This window comes from Mycobacterium kyorinense, assembly GCF_001672775.1.
In the GTDB taxonomy this organism is placed as follows: domain Bacteria; phylum Actinomycetota; class Actinomycetes; order Mycobacteriales; family Mycobacteriaceae; genus Mycobacterium; species Mycobacterium kyorinense_A.
In genome coordinates, this window is sequence record NZ_LZKJ01000120.1 from 1 (window position 1) to 13,938 (window position 13,938).

The 13,938-nt window shown below is 65.6% G+C and carries 14 protein-coding genes, 1 tRNA gene and 1 pseudogene; 10 read left to right on the top strand and 6 right to left on the bottom strand.

Features of this window, described 5'->3' with window-relative positions; all coding sequences use genetic code 11:
• Positions 1-107: 107 nt before the first annotated feature.
• Positions 108-439: pseudogene (locus tag A5707_RS13195) on the bottom strand (M48 family metalloprotease); the annotation flags it as partial.
• 34 nt (positions 440-473) lie between these two features.
• Here A5707_RS13195 and A5707_RS13200 point away from each other — a divergent pair.
• A complete protein-coding gene (locus A5707_RS13200; protein ID WP_065014919.1) occupies positions 474-818 on the top strand; it encodes a type II toxin-antitoxin system HicB family antitoxin in 345 nt (114 codons plus the stop codon).
• Positions 819-896: 78 nt separating this feature from the next.
• Here A5707_RS13200 and A5707_RS13205 read toward each other — a convergent pair whose 3' ends face one another.
• Positions 897-2,342 (bottom strand): SulP family inorganic anion transporter, encoded by a 1,446-nt coding sequence (locus A5707_RS13205; RefSeq protein WP_065014920.1) that lies wholly within the window; start codon positions 2,340-2,342, stop codon positions 897-899.
• Between the two features lie 301 nt (positions 2,343-2,643).
• Between A5707_RS13205 and A5707_RS13210 the strand changes: the two genes are divergently transcribed.
• Complete coding sequence (locus A5707_RS13210; protein WP_065014947.1) at positions 2,644-2,886, top strand: helix-turn-helix transcriptional regulator; 243 nt, start codon at positions 2,644-2,646, stop codon at positions 2,884-2,886.
• A gap of 9 nt (positions 2,887-2,895) precedes the next feature.
• On the opposite strand, the gene A5707_RS13215 is transcribed toward A5707_RS13210, so the two are convergent.
• The 3 genes from A5707_RS13215 to A5707_RS13225 form a co-directional block, all read right to left on the bottom strand.
• Positions 2,896-3,921 carry an NAD(P)H-dependent glycerol-3-phosphate dehydrogenase gene (locus tag A5707_RS13215; RefSeq protein ID WP_065014921.1) on the bottom strand — a complete coding sequence of 342 codons (1,026 nt, stop codon included), beginning with the start codon at positions 3,919-3,921 and terminating at the stop codon, positions 2,896-2,898.
• A 19-nt stretch (positions 3,922-3,940) separates the two neighbouring features.
• Positions 3,941-5,428, bottom strand: coding sequence for a flavin-containing monooxygenase (locus A5707_RS13220; protein ID WP_065014922.1), 1,488 nt, complete (start codon positions 5,426-5,428; stop codon positions 3,941-3,943).
• Positions 5,429-5,505: 77 nt separating this feature from the next.
• Positions 5,506-5,997 (bottom strand): YajQ family cyclic di-GMP-binding protein, encoded by a 492-nt coding sequence (locus A5707_RS13225; RefSeq protein WP_065014923.1) that lies wholly within the window; start codon positions 5,995-5,997, stop codon positions 5,506-5,508.
• Between the two features lie 82 nt (positions 5,998-6,079).
• On the opposite strand from A5707_RS13225, the gene A5707_RS13230 reads away from it, so the two are divergent.
• Positions 6,080-6,165: transfer RNA gene (locus A5707_RS13230), tRNA-Tyr, on the top strand.
• Positions 6,166-6,418: 253 nt separating this feature from the next.
• Positions 6,419-7,201: a glycoside hydrolase family 16 protein gene (locus A5707_RS13235; RefSeq protein WP_197495325.1), complete on the top strand. Its 783-nt coding sequence runs from the start codon at positions 6,419-6,421 to the stop codon at positions 7,199-7,201.
• A gap of 3 nt (positions 7,202-7,204) precedes the next feature.
• Here A5707_RS13235 and A5707_RS13240 read toward each other — a convergent pair whose 3' ends face one another.
• A complete protein-coding gene (locus A5707_RS13240; protein WP_065014948.1) occupies positions 7,205-9,277 on the bottom strand; it encodes an FUSC family protein in 2,073 nt (690 codons plus the stop codon).
• A 114-nt stretch (positions 9,278-9,391) separates the two neighbouring features.
• On the opposite strand from A5707_RS13240, the gene galT reads away from it, so the two are divergent.
• The 6 genes from galT to A5707_RS13270 all read left to right on the top strand — a co-directional run bounded on the left by galT (position 9,392) and on the right by A5707_RS13270 (position 13,829).
• Positions 9,392-10,462 carry a galactose-1-phosphate uridylyltransferase gene (gene galT, locus A5707_RS13245; protein WP_419866424.1) on the top strand — a complete coding sequence of 357 codons (1,071 nt, stop codon included), beginning with the start codon at positions 9,392-9,394 and terminating at the stop codon, positions 10,460-10,462.
• Entirely contained in the window at positions 10,459-11,550 is a 1,092-nt protein-coding gene (locus A5707_RS13250; protein ID WP_065014926.1) for a galactokinase, read from the top strand. The genes galT and A5707_RS13250 overlap by 4 nt, the downstream gene beginning before the upstream one ends.
• Before the next feature lie 20 nt (positions 11,551-11,570).
• Positions 11,571-11,783, top strand: coding sequence for a type II toxin-antitoxin system VapB family antitoxin (locus A5707_RS13255; RefSeq protein ID WP_197495326.1), 213 nt, complete (start codon positions 11,571-11,573; stop codon positions 11,781-11,783).
• The gene (locus A5707_RS13260; RefSeq protein WP_065014928.1) at positions 11,780-12,181 is read left to right on the top strand and encodes a PIN domain nuclease; all 402 of its coding nucleotides are present in this window, start codon (positions 11,780-11,782) and stop codon (positions 12,179-12,181) included. The genes A5707_RS13255 and A5707_RS13260 overlap by 4 nt, the downstream gene beginning before the upstream one ends.
• 196 nt (positions 12,182-12,377) lie before the next feature.
• Entirely contained in the window at positions 12,378-12,869 is a 492-nt protein-coding gene (locus tag A5707_RS13265) for a DUF309 domain-containing protein (protein WP_065014929.1), read from the top strand.
• Between the two features lie 21 nt (positions 12,870-12,890).
• Positions 12,891-13,829, top strand: coding sequence for a class I SAM-dependent methyltransferase (locus A5707_RS13270; protein WP_065014930.1), 939 nt, complete (start codon positions 12,891-12,893; stop codon positions 13,827-13,829).
• Positions 13,830-13,938 lie beyond the last annotated feature (109 nt).

Genomic DNA, 13,938 nt, shown 5'->3' on the forward strand with positions numbered 1-13,938 from the left:
AGCCGCTGAGCAAAACGTGTCGATGAATCAGTGGGTCGTACAGAAGCTCGCCGACCGCCAGCAACGCGGCCTGCTGGTGCTTGTGGGGCTGCTGGGGCTGGCGGGATCTAACCGCGGGCCATCGACTCCAGCCGGCGGATCCGGTCGGCGATCGGCGGGTGCGTGGAGAACAACGACCCGAATCGGTCGGCGGCCCAACCGGCTGGGATCATCAGGTGGCCAGCGCGGCCAGCTGCGGCTCCGGTGGCAGCGGGGCGGCCTGCACGCCGCCGGAAATCTTGCGCAACGCCGAGGCCAACGCCAATGGGTCACCGGTCAACACCGCGCCCGATTCGTCGGCCTGGTATTCCCGCGAACGGGATACGGCCAGCCGCACCACCGTCGCCGCGATCGGCCCCAGGAACGAAACCAGCCCCTGGCCCCAAGGATTAGCACCTTCTCCAAGTTGACATCGCATGTGATATCACCGGGATATGAACCGCTACACCTATCGCGCCGAATGGTCACCGGAGCAGTCCGAATACTTCGGGCGCTGCATCGAGCTGCCCTGGCTATGGGAGCGCGCGCCGACGATGCGGGACGCGATCGCCGCCGTCGAGAACGCCGTCGACGAATACATCGCCGAGCGGACCGAGGAAGGGACCAGCTTCCCGAGCCCCCTCACCGAACGCCAATACAGTGGCAAGTTCGTGGTCAGGACGTCGCCGGCACTGCATGCCCGACTCGCCGTCGAAGCCGCTGAGCAAAACGTGTCGATGAATCAGTGGGTCGTACAGAAGCTCGCCGACCGCCAGCAACGCGGCCTGCTGGACTGGTGATATCGCATACGACATCGCTTTCCAGCAACGGGTCATGGTCCGGCGCAGGTGCTGCTGTGACCAGTGTGGCCGACGTGGTTACAGCATCCCGACGAGGCGCACCGTCCCGCCAGTGGCGTGGTGCTGCCGCCGCCAATCGTCGATCGCCTGATGCGCGGCATGGTCGAGATAGTGGGCGAGCATCTCGACGGTGACCACCGTGCCCTGCGGGATCGACGCCAGCGCGGCAGTCAGCCGGGGCAGCGACATGAAGGTGCAGATACCCTCGACGACCACCCGCCAGTTCTCGCCGTCATTCTCGGTAGCGATTTTGGCGCGGATCACCCGCCAGCCCGTGAACGCGACCGCCAACAGCAGACCGATCGCCACGCCGTGCAGCACATTGAGGAAGACCACCGCAAGCGTGGTCACCAGGTAGATGACGAAATCGCCGTTGCGGCGCGCGATTTGGATCTGAGCCGGCTGCAGCAGCCGGATCCCAATGACAATGAGCAAGCCGGCCAACGCCGCGCTGGGAATCTTTTGGACCAGCGCCGCGAACGGCAAGGCGAACAGCAGAATCCAGAAGCTGTGCAAAACCGCAGAGGCGCTGGATTTCGCGCCGGCATTGATGTTGGCCGTGCTGCGCACAATCACACCGGCAATCGGCAGCCCGCCCATCGCGCCGGACGCGATGTTGGCGGTGCCCTGTCCGATCAACTCGCGGTTGAGGTCGCTGCGCGGCCCGTCGTGCAACCGGTCGACCGCCACGGCTGTCAGCAGGCTTTGCACGCTGGCGATCAAAGCGACGGTGAGCACCGCCGTGGCGAAGGCGCCCCAGTTGCCCTTGGGAATACCCGGCAACGTCAGCGCATCCAGCAGCGACCCGTCCAATGTGATCCGTCGGACGTTGAACGGCAACATCAGCGAGATGGCCGTCACGCCGACGATGGCGGCCAGCGGACCCGGCACATGCGAGAGCGGTTTGGGCACCCAGCGCCACACCACCAACGTGACGATCACCAGCACGCCCAGGATCAGGCCGCGACCATGCGCGCCGAGTAGTTGTGCGGGCAGCCCGACGAGGTTGTGCCACGAGGTGCTTTTGGATTCTCCACCCAGAAGCACGTGGGCTTGCTGCAACGCAATCGTGATGCCGATGCCGGCCAGCATCGCGTGCACGACGACGGGCGAGATCGCCAGCGCCGCTCGGGCAACCCGGCTCAGCCCGAGCAGTACCTGCAGCACACCGGCGCCCACAGTGATCAAACACGTTACCGCCCAACCGAATTGGGCGACAAGGTCGGCGACGACGACCGTCAGACCCGCCGCCGGACCGCTGACCTGCAGCGGTGAGCCGCCCATGATGCCGACGACGATGCCGCCGACGATTGCGGCGATCAGCCCGGCGAGCACCGGCGCGTCGGAGGCGATCGCAATGCCCAGCGAGAGTGGCAGGGCGACCAGAAACACCACCAGTGATGCCGGCACGTCATACCGCAGATTCGATCGCAGGGGTCGCTCCTTTGTCGGATCGCGGTCCATGGATGTGGAGCGTAACGACCTGCCGGTTAACACTTGAATATCTGAGGTTGCGGCGACGTAAACTCTTGCCGCACATCGCCTTTACCGATACTCTGCCGACCCTTCGACGTCCAATTGCTCAGTCCGAGACTATTTATCGGGCGAACGGGCGGTCAAACTCGGTCGCAAGATACATAGAGAACACAAATTTGGGCCGCCTCAAGCCGCTGAGACGTACGACCGCAAAAATGGATTCATCTATATCGAATTCGGTATAGTGGGATACGACGGTCAATGGCGAACCGTGAGAGTGGTGATCCCGATGTCAGAAATCCAAACAGCGGATATCCGTGAGGCCGGATGGCCGATGACCCTGGCCGGACTCGTCTACGAGACCCGAGCGGGTGCCGGGATGACGCAGGCCCAGTTGGCTGCGGCACTGGAAACCAGCCAGTCAGCCGTCGCCGCGTGGGAGAACGGGAGCCGCGCGCCGACGGTCGAGGCGCTGGAACGGGTGGCCCGGGCGTGCGGCAAGCGCCTGCACATCAGCATCGACGTCGACTGACACCAGGGCCTAGAACCCGGCGCCGTGCACCTCGTGGCCGGGCACCTCGGCGATCAAGCCGCGGTAGGCCTGCTCGACGCTGGAGCCGTGATTGATCACGCCGTCGACCTCGCGGGCGATCGGCATGTTCAACCCGTACTTGTCGGAAAACTCCATGATCACGCTTGCGGCTTTGACACCCTCGGCGACTTGATTCATCGACGCGATGATCTCGTCAATCGGCTTGCCGGCGCCGAGTTGCTCGCCGACGTGACGGTTGCGGCTGCGCTGGCTGGTACACGTGACGATCAGATCGCCCATGCCGGCCAGCCCGGCGAAGGTATCCCGTTGGCCGCCGATCGCCTCGCCGAGCTTGGACATCTCGCGCACCGAGCGGGCCATCACCATCGCGCGGGTGTTCTCCCCGATACCCAGCGAGTAACCCATCCCCACCGCGATCGCGTAGACGTTCTTCAACGCGCCGGCCATCTCGACGCCGACCACGTCGTCGGTGGTGTACACGCGAAAACGCTTGGTGCGGAACAGTTGTGCCAGGCGGGCGGCCAGGTGCTGGTCGGGCATCGCCAGTACGGCGGCGGCCGCATAGCCCTCGGCCACCTCGCGGGCGATGTTGGGGCCGGCCAGGATGCCGGCCGGGTGGCCGGGCAGCACCTCGTCGACGATCTGCGACATCCGCATATTCGTGCCCTGCTCCAGGCCCTTGACCAGTGACACCACCGGCACCCACGGCCGCAGCTCGGCGGCCAGTTCGGTGAGCACCCCGCGGAACCCGTGCGACGGCACACCCATGACGACGACGTCGGCGCTGTTGGCGGCCTCGGAGAAGTCGGTGGTGGCGCGCAGGTTCTCGCTGAGCTCGACGCTGTCGCCGAGATAACGGGTATTGCGGTGGTTGTCGTTGATGTCCTTGGCGGTGTCCTCCGAGCGCACCCATTGCAGCGTCGGTGCGCGGCGCGCGCAGATGGATGCGACGGTGGTGCCCCAGGAGCCGCCACCCAAGACGACGACGTTCGGTTCGCGCAGAGCAGGTGCCATGGCGATCAGCGTATGGCGTCTATCCGGCCAGCGCTGCGGTTTCCTCGGCGCGGCCGAACACCATCGCTTCCTCGACCCGGTCGAACTGGTAGTCGAGCGCGTCGGCGAAGTAGTTCTGGCGAACATTCCACGGCCGCTTGGTGCCCGACTTCGGCAGCGCATGCAGCGAGCGCAGCACATAGCCGGCTTGAATGTCCCACGACGGCTTTTCCGGCATCGGCTCCCCGCCCAGATGGGGATACGCATGGGTGTAGCCGTGAGCCTTCATGTGCGCCAACAGCTTTGCCGTCGAGCGGGCGGTGATGTCAGCGCGCAGCGTCCACGAGGCGTTGGTGTAGCCCACACACCAGAACAGGTTGGGGACGTCTTCGAGCATGTGCGCCTTGTAGACGAAGCGGTCCTGGGGCTTGATTTCAGCGCCGTCGATGGACACCGTGACACCGCCGAGCGCCTGCAACTGCAGACCGGTGGCGGTGACGATGACGTCGGCGTCCAAGTGGCCGCCGGACTTCAAAACGATTCCGGTGGAATCGAAGTGGTCGATGTGGTCGGTGACCACCTCGGCGCGTCCTTCGCTGATCGCCACGTAGAGGTCGGCGTCGGGAATCAGGCACAGCCGCTGGTCCCACGGGTTGTAGCGCGGCTTGAAGTGGGTGTCGACGTCGTAGCCCTTGGGCAGGTTGCTGATCGCGATGCGGCGGATCCACCACTTCATGAAGCCCGGCGTCTTGCGGGCCAGGAACCAGATCGCGCCTTCGAACAGCGCGTTGCGCAACCGGATGATCACATGAGCCACCCGGCGCGGCAACAGCTTCCGCAGACCGTCGGCGAACCAGCTGTACTTCGACGCGGAGAACATGTACGTCGGCGAGCGCTGCAGCATCGTGACTTTCGACGCCTTCTCGGTCAGCGACGGAATCAGCGAGATCGCCGTCGCACCACTGCCGATCACCACCATCTTCTTGCCGGTGTAGTCGAGGTCCTCCGGCCAGTGCTGCGGATGTACGACGGTGCCGCCGAACTGGTCGAGCCCGGGGAACTCCGGGGTGTAGCCCTCGTCGTAGTTGTAGTAGCCGGAGCCGAAGAACACGAACCGGCCGCGGTAGGTCGTCGGCACGCCGTCCTGCTCGGCGGTGACGGTCCAAGTGTCGGTCGAGGAGTCCCAGTCGGCCGAACGCACATAGCTGTTGAACCGGATGTGGCGATCGATGCCGTACTTGTGCGCGGTCGCTTTCAGGTAGTCACGGATGTCGTCGCCGTCGGCCACGCCTTCTTTGCGGGTCCACGGCTCGTAGGGGAAGCACAGCGTGAAGATGCTGCTGTCCGAGCGCACACCCGGGTAGCGGAACAGATCCCAGGTGCCGCCGATCTGCTCGCGGCGCTCCAGGATGACGTAGCTCAGACCCGGGTTGCGTTCGGTGAGCCGGTAGGCCGCGCCCAGCCCGGAAATGCCGGCGCCGATGATGACGACGTCGAAGTATCCGGTGTCCTCTGGCGTTGCGGTCATCGCGAACCTCGCTTCTGGCGACGGTGTGGTCTTGGTGACCAGGGTAGGCACCCACCGGTTGATTGGGCCAGAGCCGCCTAGCGGTAGTTGACGAACTGCAACGCTACGTCGAGGTCGGCCTCTTTCAGCATCGCGATGACGGCCTGCAGGTCGTCGCGTTTCTTGCTGGACACCCGGACCTCGTCGCCCTGGATCTGAGACTTGACGTTCTTGGGTCCCTCGTCGCGGATCAGCTTGGTGATCTTCTTGGCGTTCTCGCTGGAAATGCCCTGCTTGAGGGTGCCGGTGATCTTGTAGGTCTTACCGGAGGCCTGCGGCTCGCCGGCATCGAAGGCTTTCAGGCTGATGTCGCGGCGGATCAGCTTTTCTTTGAACACGTCGACGGCGGCCTTGACGCGCTCCTCGGTGGACGACGTCAGCTCGATCGCCTCGTCGCCCTTCCACGCGATCTTGGTGTCGGTGCCGCGGAAGTCGAACCGGGTGGCCAGTTCCTTGGCCGCCTGGTTGAGGGCGTTGTCGACCTCTTGGTGGTCGATCTTGCTGACGACATCGAACGATGAATCCGCCATGGGATCCGTTCCCCTTCCATCGGTATTAGCCGTTTGTACTCCGGGTACATCCTCGTTGTACTCTGCTACCCGTAATACATACGGCAGGTTGCCCGAGCGGCCAATGGGAGCGGACTGTAAATCCGTCGGCGTAAGCCTACCCAGGTTCGAATCCTGGACCTGCCACCATTTTCTCGGTGGGCTGAGCACCTGGGCATGAGTCCCAGGATGCTCACTAGCCTCAGTAGTCCCTGCGGCGGAGGATGACCACCTTCTCCAACTTGATATCGCATGCGATATCGAGTTTGAACCAGACGTCATGGGCGGGCGCTGGTGCAGGCGTGACTGCTGTGATCCGCGGGTGCGTGGACCCGCGGTCGCGTGGTTTCATGGCACCGATTAGGGGAGTTGGCTAGGCAACCGGGGATGGGCGGAATCTGAGATGAATCGTCGCGACATGATGCTGACGATGGGCTTCGGCGCGTTGGCGGCCGCGATCCCGCTGCCAGAGGCCCGCGCCGACCGCCAAACGAACTACATTTTCCACGACGAGTTCGACGGCCCGGCCGGCTCGGCGCCCGACACGTCGAAGTGGACGGTGGCCAAAGCCCGCGAGTCGATGAAAGACCCGACGTATTGGGAACGGCCGGAAAACGTCGGCCAGTACCGCGACGACCGTAAGAACGTTTTCCTCGACGGCAAATCCAATCTCGTGCTGCGCGCCGCCAAAGACGGCAACACCTACTACAGCGGCAAAGTGCAAAGCCCGTGGCGCGGCGGCATCGGCCACACCTGGGAAGCCCGGATCAAACTCAACTGCCTGACCGCCGGATGCTGGCCGGCCTTCTGGCTGGGCAACGACAACAACGGCGAAATCGACATCATGGAGTGGTACGGCAACGGCAGCTGGCCGTCGGCCACCACCGTTCACACCAAAGCCAACGGCGCCGAATGGGCCACGCACAACATCGCGCTGGACAGCGGCTGGCACAACTGGCGATGCCAGTGGGACGACGCCGGGATGCGGTTCTACCAGGATTACGTCGACGGTGCCCAACCCTATTTCACGGTGCCCGCCAATTCGATTGCCGACTGGCCGTTCAATGACCCTGGCTACCAAGTCTTTCCAGTGCTCAACCTTGCCGTCGCCGGTTCAGGCGGCGGCGACCCCGGCCCCGGTAGCTACCCGGCGGAGATGCTCATCGACTGGGTGCGGGTCTGGTAGGGGCTAGCGCACGCCGTCGTCGGCGCCGAGATCGATCGCGGCGGTGACGACGGCCCGGTCGATCTGGCGCAGGGCATGCAAGGCGGTGAGCAGTCGCTGGGCCGGTGCTTCACCGTTCACCTGACAGGCGAGAGTCTCTGCGGCGTCGACGAAGTCGGTGGCAGGCACGACGGGCGTCTCAAAGTCGCGGGTGTCCAGCACGGCGATGTTGCGGCGAACCTGCCCGGCGGCCGAGGTGATCGCCTCGGCCAGCTCACCGCCGGCCTCGTAGCGGTCGCTGCTGCGGGCCAGGCTTCGTCCGTAGTGGTCGCACGCGTTGAGCACTCGCAGACCGCGGCGGATGCTGCGCCGTCCGTTGAGCCCGGCGACGCCGGCCAACAGGGGTTTAGCGGTCACCCGGAACTGCTGCAGGTCGCGGTCGAGTTGACGGGCCTTGTCGGTCGGGCTCGCGACCGCGCGGTCGCCGAGCAGCGTCGCAACCGAGGTGTCGATCAATTCGCTCAGCGTCGTCAAAAACGCGTGGGCGTCGTCGCGCACTGCCGCGCGGGTATGGGTCGGCAGCACCAGGATCGCGACCGCGACGCCGATGACGGCGCCGATTGCGGTCTCTTCGATCCGCAGCACCAGCAGGTGAAAAGTGAACTGCCCCAACAGGCCATACAGCAACGCCAGCATCGTGGTGATCCAGAACGTCATCAGGCTGTAGGCGACCTTCATGAAATAGAAGGAGCAGAACAGGCATACGAAGATCAAGACCAGCGACGCCACACCGTTGCCGGAGACCAGGGTGGCCACCAGCACACCGCTGGGCACGCCGAGCGCGGTGCCCAGCAGCCGCTGCCAACCCTTGGTCAGGGTTTCGCCCCAGGAGTTGGTGCCGGCGAACACCACGAACGCGGCGATCACCGCCCAGTACCAGCGGTCCGGCGAAACCAACTCGCCGGCGATGATCGCCAACGACGCGGCGACGACCGCCTGGACGGCTTGCCGGGTCGTGGGCCGCAGACCGGTGACGGGCTGCTCCTCGGCGACGGCGGGAGCAGGCGGCCGCTCAAATGCGTTTTCGGTGACCGCTTGGTCGACCAGCGCGCGCACCTCGGCGGCCGCGGTGGTGGTGGCGGTGATCGCCAGGGCCAGCCGGCGCACCGCGGCATCGTCACCGTACTGATCGAGCAGCTGCTGAGCCAGCTTCGCGACCCGCTGCAACTCGCCGGGCTGGGGCACGCGGATGGCCCGGGCCAGCTGGGCGAGAGCTAAAGCCAGCGCGGCGCGAGCGTCGGTGGGGATGTCGGCGGCGGCGGCTCGCCCGCCGGCTGTCGCGACTCGTTCGACGGTGAGTTCGGCGTCGAAGAGCCACAACGCCAGTTGCTCGCCGGTGACCCCGGCCCACACTGCGGCCGGGTTGACCTTGTCTTCGATCTGCCCCTGCACCATCAATGCGGTCTCGTTGAGCCGCGCCGTGCGGATCCGCAGCCGGCGGCGGCGTCGCTCGTCGAACCGGCCGGCTTGCAGCGCCTCGGCGGTGGTGTCGACGACGATCGCCATCCGCGCCCGCAGTGAGCGCATGCTGGCCCGCAGTACGTGTTCGGGTCGGTCGGGCAACACGTACACGCCGAGCACCAAACTGCACAGGGTGCCCACCACGATGGCGCCGATCAGCCACGGCAACTCGGTGGTGCGGGCGTGCAGGAACAACGTGAAGAAGTAGGACATGAACGCGACCATGCCCAGTGCCCGGCCTCGCGGACCGAACCGGCGGACGTAGACCGCCGCGAACACGACCAGCACGAACACGACGTCGCTGACCACTTTGTACGGCGCGAGCAGTGTGCCGGCCGAGACGGCCACCGCCGCGGGCAGCGGCAGCAGCAGCATGGTGATCTTTTGCCGGCGCGGGTCGGGCTCGTTGACCGATCGCGCGGAAATCATGGTGATCAGCACACCCAGCAGCGCCACGGTGACGGGCTGGCCGGTCAACCTGGTCAGCAGGTAGAGGATGGCCAGCGCGCAGGCCAGCGCGGCGGTGGTGCGGGCGGCCATCCGCAGCCGCAGCAGGCCGGGATCTGCGCCGATCACCCAGTTCTGCGCGCGCTCATAGCGCGCCGTTATCGGCTGGATTGGACTGCCCTCCTTCGTGTCCATGGTGGCGCAACCGCTGGTCGGCCCGCAGGTGGGTTAGTGTTCGACTTCGTGACGGCGCCGACGCGGGCGAAGCTGGCCGATGGCCGTGACCTGCTGTTCTTCGCGTTGCCCGGCCATGTTCCGGCACCGGTTGCCGATCGGCGGCCATTGCCGAAGCGTGACGGACTGCACTCGCAGTTGCGATTCGACCGCACGACCGGACAGTGGGTGATCGTCGCGGCGCTGCGCCAAGACCGCACCTACAAACCGCCGCCCGATCAATGCCCGCTGTGTCCGGGGCCGACGGGGCTCACCAGTGAGTTGCCCGCACCGGATTACGACGTCGTCGTCTTCGAAAACCGGTTCCCGAGCCTGTCCGGCGCCGGGGAGTCCTTGGCGGCGCCGGAGGGATTCGTGCCGGTGCCGGGGCAGGGCCGCTGCGAGGTGATCTGCTATTCCAGCAACCACACCGGTTCGTTCGCAGACCTGGAACCGCCGCATGCCCGCCTGGTTGTGGAGGCGTGGCGACACCGCACCGCCGATCTGATGGCGCTACCCGGGGTCGAGCAGGTGTTCTGCTTCGAGAACCGCGGTGAGGAGATCGGCGTGACGCTGACTCATCCGCACGGCCAGATCTACGGCTATCCCTATCTGACCCCGCGCACCGCCGCCATGCTGCACCAGGCTGACGAACATCGAAAGCGGCACGGCGGCAATCTTTTTGCGGATCTGCTGGCTAGCGAGGTGGCCGATGGCAGTCGCATTGTCGCGCGCACCGAGCTGTTCACGGCCTTCGTGCCGTTTGCCGCACGATGGCCGGTGGAGGTGCACATCTACCCGAACAGGTTCGTGCACAACCTCGTCGAGCTCGATGCGGCGGAGCTCGACGGGTTCGCGCAGATCTACCTCGACCTGCTTCGGCGGTTTGATCGGATGTATTCCGCTCCGCTGCCGTACATGTCGGCGCTGCACCAGTACACCGATGCCCAGCGGGAGGGCTACTTTCACGTCGAGCTGATGTCGATTCGGCGCAGCGCCACCGCGCTCAAATACCTGGCGGCCTCCGAGTCGGCGATGGATGCGTTCATCAGCGACGTGACACCGGAAAGTGTGGCCCAACGGCTGCGAGAACTCGCGTGACAGTCCGGTATTCCGCACCGGGGCGCATCAACCTGATCGGCGAGCACACCGACTACAACCTCGGCTTCGCGTTGCCGATCGCGTTGCCGCAGCGCACCGTGGTGACGTTCGTGCCCGAGGACGCCGACGCGATCACCGTGTGCAGCAACGGCATCGACGGCTCGGTGCGGATCCCGCTCGACACCGCGCCCGGCGAGGTGACCGGTTGGGCTGGTTATGTGGCCGGGGTGATGTGGGCATTGGGGGGCGCCGGGTACCCGGTGCCCGGTGGTGCGATGTCGATCACCAGCGACGTGCCGATCGGGTCGGGCCTGTCGTCGTCGGCGGCGCTGGAATGCGCTGTGCTGGGCGCGATTCTGGCCGCCGCCGGTCACCACATCGACCGCATGGAGCAAGCCCGGTTGGCGCAGCGCGCGGAAAACGACTATGTCGGTGTCCCAACGGGTTTGCTGGACCAGTTGGCGTCGCTGTTCGGTGCACGGTCGACGGCGCTGCTGATCGACTTTCGTGAACTCACCGTGGCGCCGGTGGCGTTTGATCCCGGCCCGTGCGGGGTGGCGCTGTTGCTGATCGATTCCCGGGCCCGGCATACGCACGCGGGCGGGGAATATGCCGATCGTCGCGCATCCTGCGAGCGCGTTGCCGCCCAGCTGCACGTGGCGTCGCTGCGTGACGTCGGGGACATTTCGGCGCTGGACGCGGTTGCCGACACTACCGACGCTCGTCGCGCCCGCCATGTGTTGACCGAGAATCAACGTGTCCTTGATTGCGTTGCCGCCCTGGGCGATTCCGACTTTGCCGAAGCTGGCCGGCTCTTCACCGCATCGCACGCTTCCATGCGTGACGACTTCGACATCACCACGCCGCACATCGATCTCATCGCCGACAGCGCAGTGCACGCAGGCGCTTTGGGTGCCCGGATGACCGGCGGTGGCTTCGGCGGGTGTGTGATCGCGTTGGTGCCGGTCGATCGAGTGGTGGCAGTCAGCGAGGCGGTACGACGGGCGGTTGACGGCGCCGGGTATCAGCAACCGCTGATCGCCGAGACCCATGCTGCCCACGGTGCTGGCCTGGAGCCATCTGTGTAGTTCAGGTGTATGGTTGGTGTATGTCGCGCACCAACATCGACCTCGATGACGAACTCACTGCTGAGGTAATGCGCAGGTTCGGCCTTACGACAAAGAAAGCGGCCGTGGACCTTGCGCTGCGTCGCTTGGTCGGTGCTCCGTTGAGCCGTGAGTTCCTGCTCAGTCTCGAAGGCGTTGGCTGGGAAGGCGATCTCGAGAGTTTGCGAAGCGAGCGACCAGACGAATTTGCATGATCCTCGTCGACACCTCCGCGTGGATCGAATACCTTCGCGCGACGGGATCGGCCGCCGCGATCGAGGTGCGCCGGCTGCTCTCCGATGAAGCAAACCAGGTCGCGATGTGTGAGCCCATCGCAATGGAGATCTTGGCCGGAGCGATCGATGACGGCAGACATGCAAAGCTCGAGCAGCTAGTGAATGGTTTGCCGTCGTTGACTGTCGACGGTGCCGTCGATTTCCGGGTGGCGGCGGGTATATACCGCGCTGCTCGGCGGGCGGGTCAGACGATTCGGAGCCTCAACGACTGTTTGATCGCTGCGATCGCAATTCGCCACGGCGCTTGTATGGTTCACCGAGACGCCGACTTCGACGTCATCGCGGGGATTACCGACCTGGTTGCCAGGAGACCATGAGGAATGGTCGGCTATGTAGTCACATCTGTCACGCCAGTCGCCGCCAGGAGGCATGTGGATGCTTGCCCGCCTCGGAGCGACTAATGCGGTGCAGCAGGCCGAGTCGCTCAGAGGCGGGCACATCGGCACATGCCCGAGATCTTGAGACGCCTGGGACAGTTGCGTCATTCGGGGCGGCGCACGCCATGATGGATGCATGGCCGAGCGGGATCGTGACGAAGCGGGCCGCCCCCGCAGTGCTCGCCCGCGCGACGCGCTGGGCCGGCCGCTTCCGTACGGCAGTGACGGAGTTCCCCGCATCCCCGACGACCTCGAGCTGAGCCCGGCGGAAACCCTGACCTATGCGCAGCAGTTGTTGGATCAGGGCATGGCGTTCCACGCCCACGAGGTGCTCGAGGCGGCGTGGAAGAACGGGCCCGACGACGAGCGAACTCTCTGGCAAGGCCTGGCCCAGCTCGCGGTGGGCCTCACCCACGTCCAGCGCGGCAACCCCAAGGGTGCCATCAGCCTGCTGCGCAGCGCGTCGGGTCGTCTTTCGCGTAGCGAGGGCCGCTATGGCATCGACGTCGGTGGCTTGACGGGTTTCGCCGATGCGCTGGTCAGCGATCTCTCCGACGGCATCGAGGTCACTGCGGATCGGCTACGGCCCTGGCTCACAGAAAGCTCACGTACCGTCGGCGACGAGTAGTGCTGGTGAGGAGGAGCGACGGTGCCGAGAAGCGACAACGACACATGGGACATCACCGAAAGCGTGGGCGCGACGGCGCTGGGGGTGGCGGCGGCGCGCGCCGCGGAAAGCGAGAGCGACAACCCGCTGATCGACGATCCGTTCGCGCGGGTCTTCCTTGACGCCGCCGGCGAGGGCATGTGGACGTGGTTCGCGGCTCCGGACCTGCCCGCTGAGGTCATCGAGGCCGCACCGGAACTGCCCGCGCGGATGGAGTCGATGCGAAACTACATGGCTTCCCGCACAGCGTTTTTCGACCGGTTCTTCATCGATGCGGCCAACGCCGGGGTGCGGCAGGCGGTGATTTTGGCGGCCGGGCTCGATTCGCGGTCCTGGCGGCTGCCGTGGCCGGACGGGATGATTGTCTACGAACTCGACCAGCCCAAGGTGCTGGAGTTCAAGTCGTCGACACTGTGGCAGACTGGCGCCAAGCCGGCTGCCGGACTGGTCAACGTCAACGTCGATCTGCGGCAGGACTGGCCAAAAGCACTGCAGCAGGCGGGGTTTGATCCCGGCGCGCCGAGTGTGTGGTCGGCCGAGGGGCTGCTGCCGTTTCTGCCGGCCGCCGCGCAGGATCTGTTGTTCGAACGGGTGCAGGAGCTGAGTGCGCCCGGCAGTCGGATTGCGGTGGAGGCGCCGGGCCCGGGTTTCAACGATCCCGACGCCCACGCCAAGCAGCGGGCGCAGATGCAGCGTATCCGCGACATCATCGCCAAGCTGGACGAGTCGCGCGAGATTCCCGACGTCCAGGATCTGTGGTACTTGGAGGATCGCACCGACGTCGGCGAGTGGCTGCGTGGCCACGGTTGGGAGGTAGATGTGGTGGCGGCCGAGAAGTTGATGGCCGGCTACAACCGCCCGCCGGCCGACGTCGAGGACTCCTCGCCGCGCAGTGTGTTCGTCTCGGCGCAGCGGATGTAGTTCACCGATGCGCTTCTGCCACTGCAGCACCTAACGCAACGTTGGTAACGCGGCTGGAGGATGCGGTCCTTCTCGGATGTGATGTCGCATGCGATATCAACTTTGAATG

Coding starts and splice junctions, on each gene's coding strand:
- A5707_RS13200 (WP_065014919.1), top strand. CDS start 474: ATGAACCGCTACACCTATCGCGCCGAATGGTCACCGGAGCAGTCCGAA.
- A5707_RS13205 (WP_065014920.1), bottom strand. CDS start 2,342: ATGGACCGCGATCCGACAAAGGAGCGACCCCTGCGATCGAATCTGCGG.
- A5707_RS13210 (WP_065014947.1), top strand. CDS start 2,644: ATGTCAGAAATCCAAACAGCGGATATCCGTGAGGCCGGATGGCCGATG.
- A5707_RS13215 (WP_065014921.1), bottom strand. CDS start 3,921: ATGGCACCTGCTCTGCGCGAACCGAACGTCGTCGTCTTGGGTGGCGGC.
- A5707_RS13220 (WP_065014922.1), bottom strand. CDS start 5,428: ATGACCGCAACGCCAGAGGACACCGGATACTTCGACGTCGTCATCATC.
- A5707_RS13225 (WP_065014923.1), bottom strand. CDS start 5,997: ATGGCGGATTCATCGTTCGATGTCGTCAGCAAGATCGACCACCAAGAG.
- A5707_RS13235 (WP_197495325.1), top strand. CDS start 6,419: ATGAATCGTCGCGACATGATGCTGACGATGGGCTTCGGCGCGTTGGCG.
- A5707_RS13255 (WP_197495326.1), top strand. CDS start 11,571: ATGTCGCGCACCAACATCGACCTCGATGACGAACTCACTGCTGAGGTA.
- A5707_RS13260 (WP_065014928.1), top strand. CDS start 11,780: ATGATCCTCGTCGACACCTCCGCGTGGATCGAATACCTTCGCGCGACG.
- A5707_RS13265 (WP_065014929.1), top strand. CDS start 12,378: ATGGCCGAGCGGGATCGTGACGAAGCGGGCCGCCCCCGCAGTGCTCGC.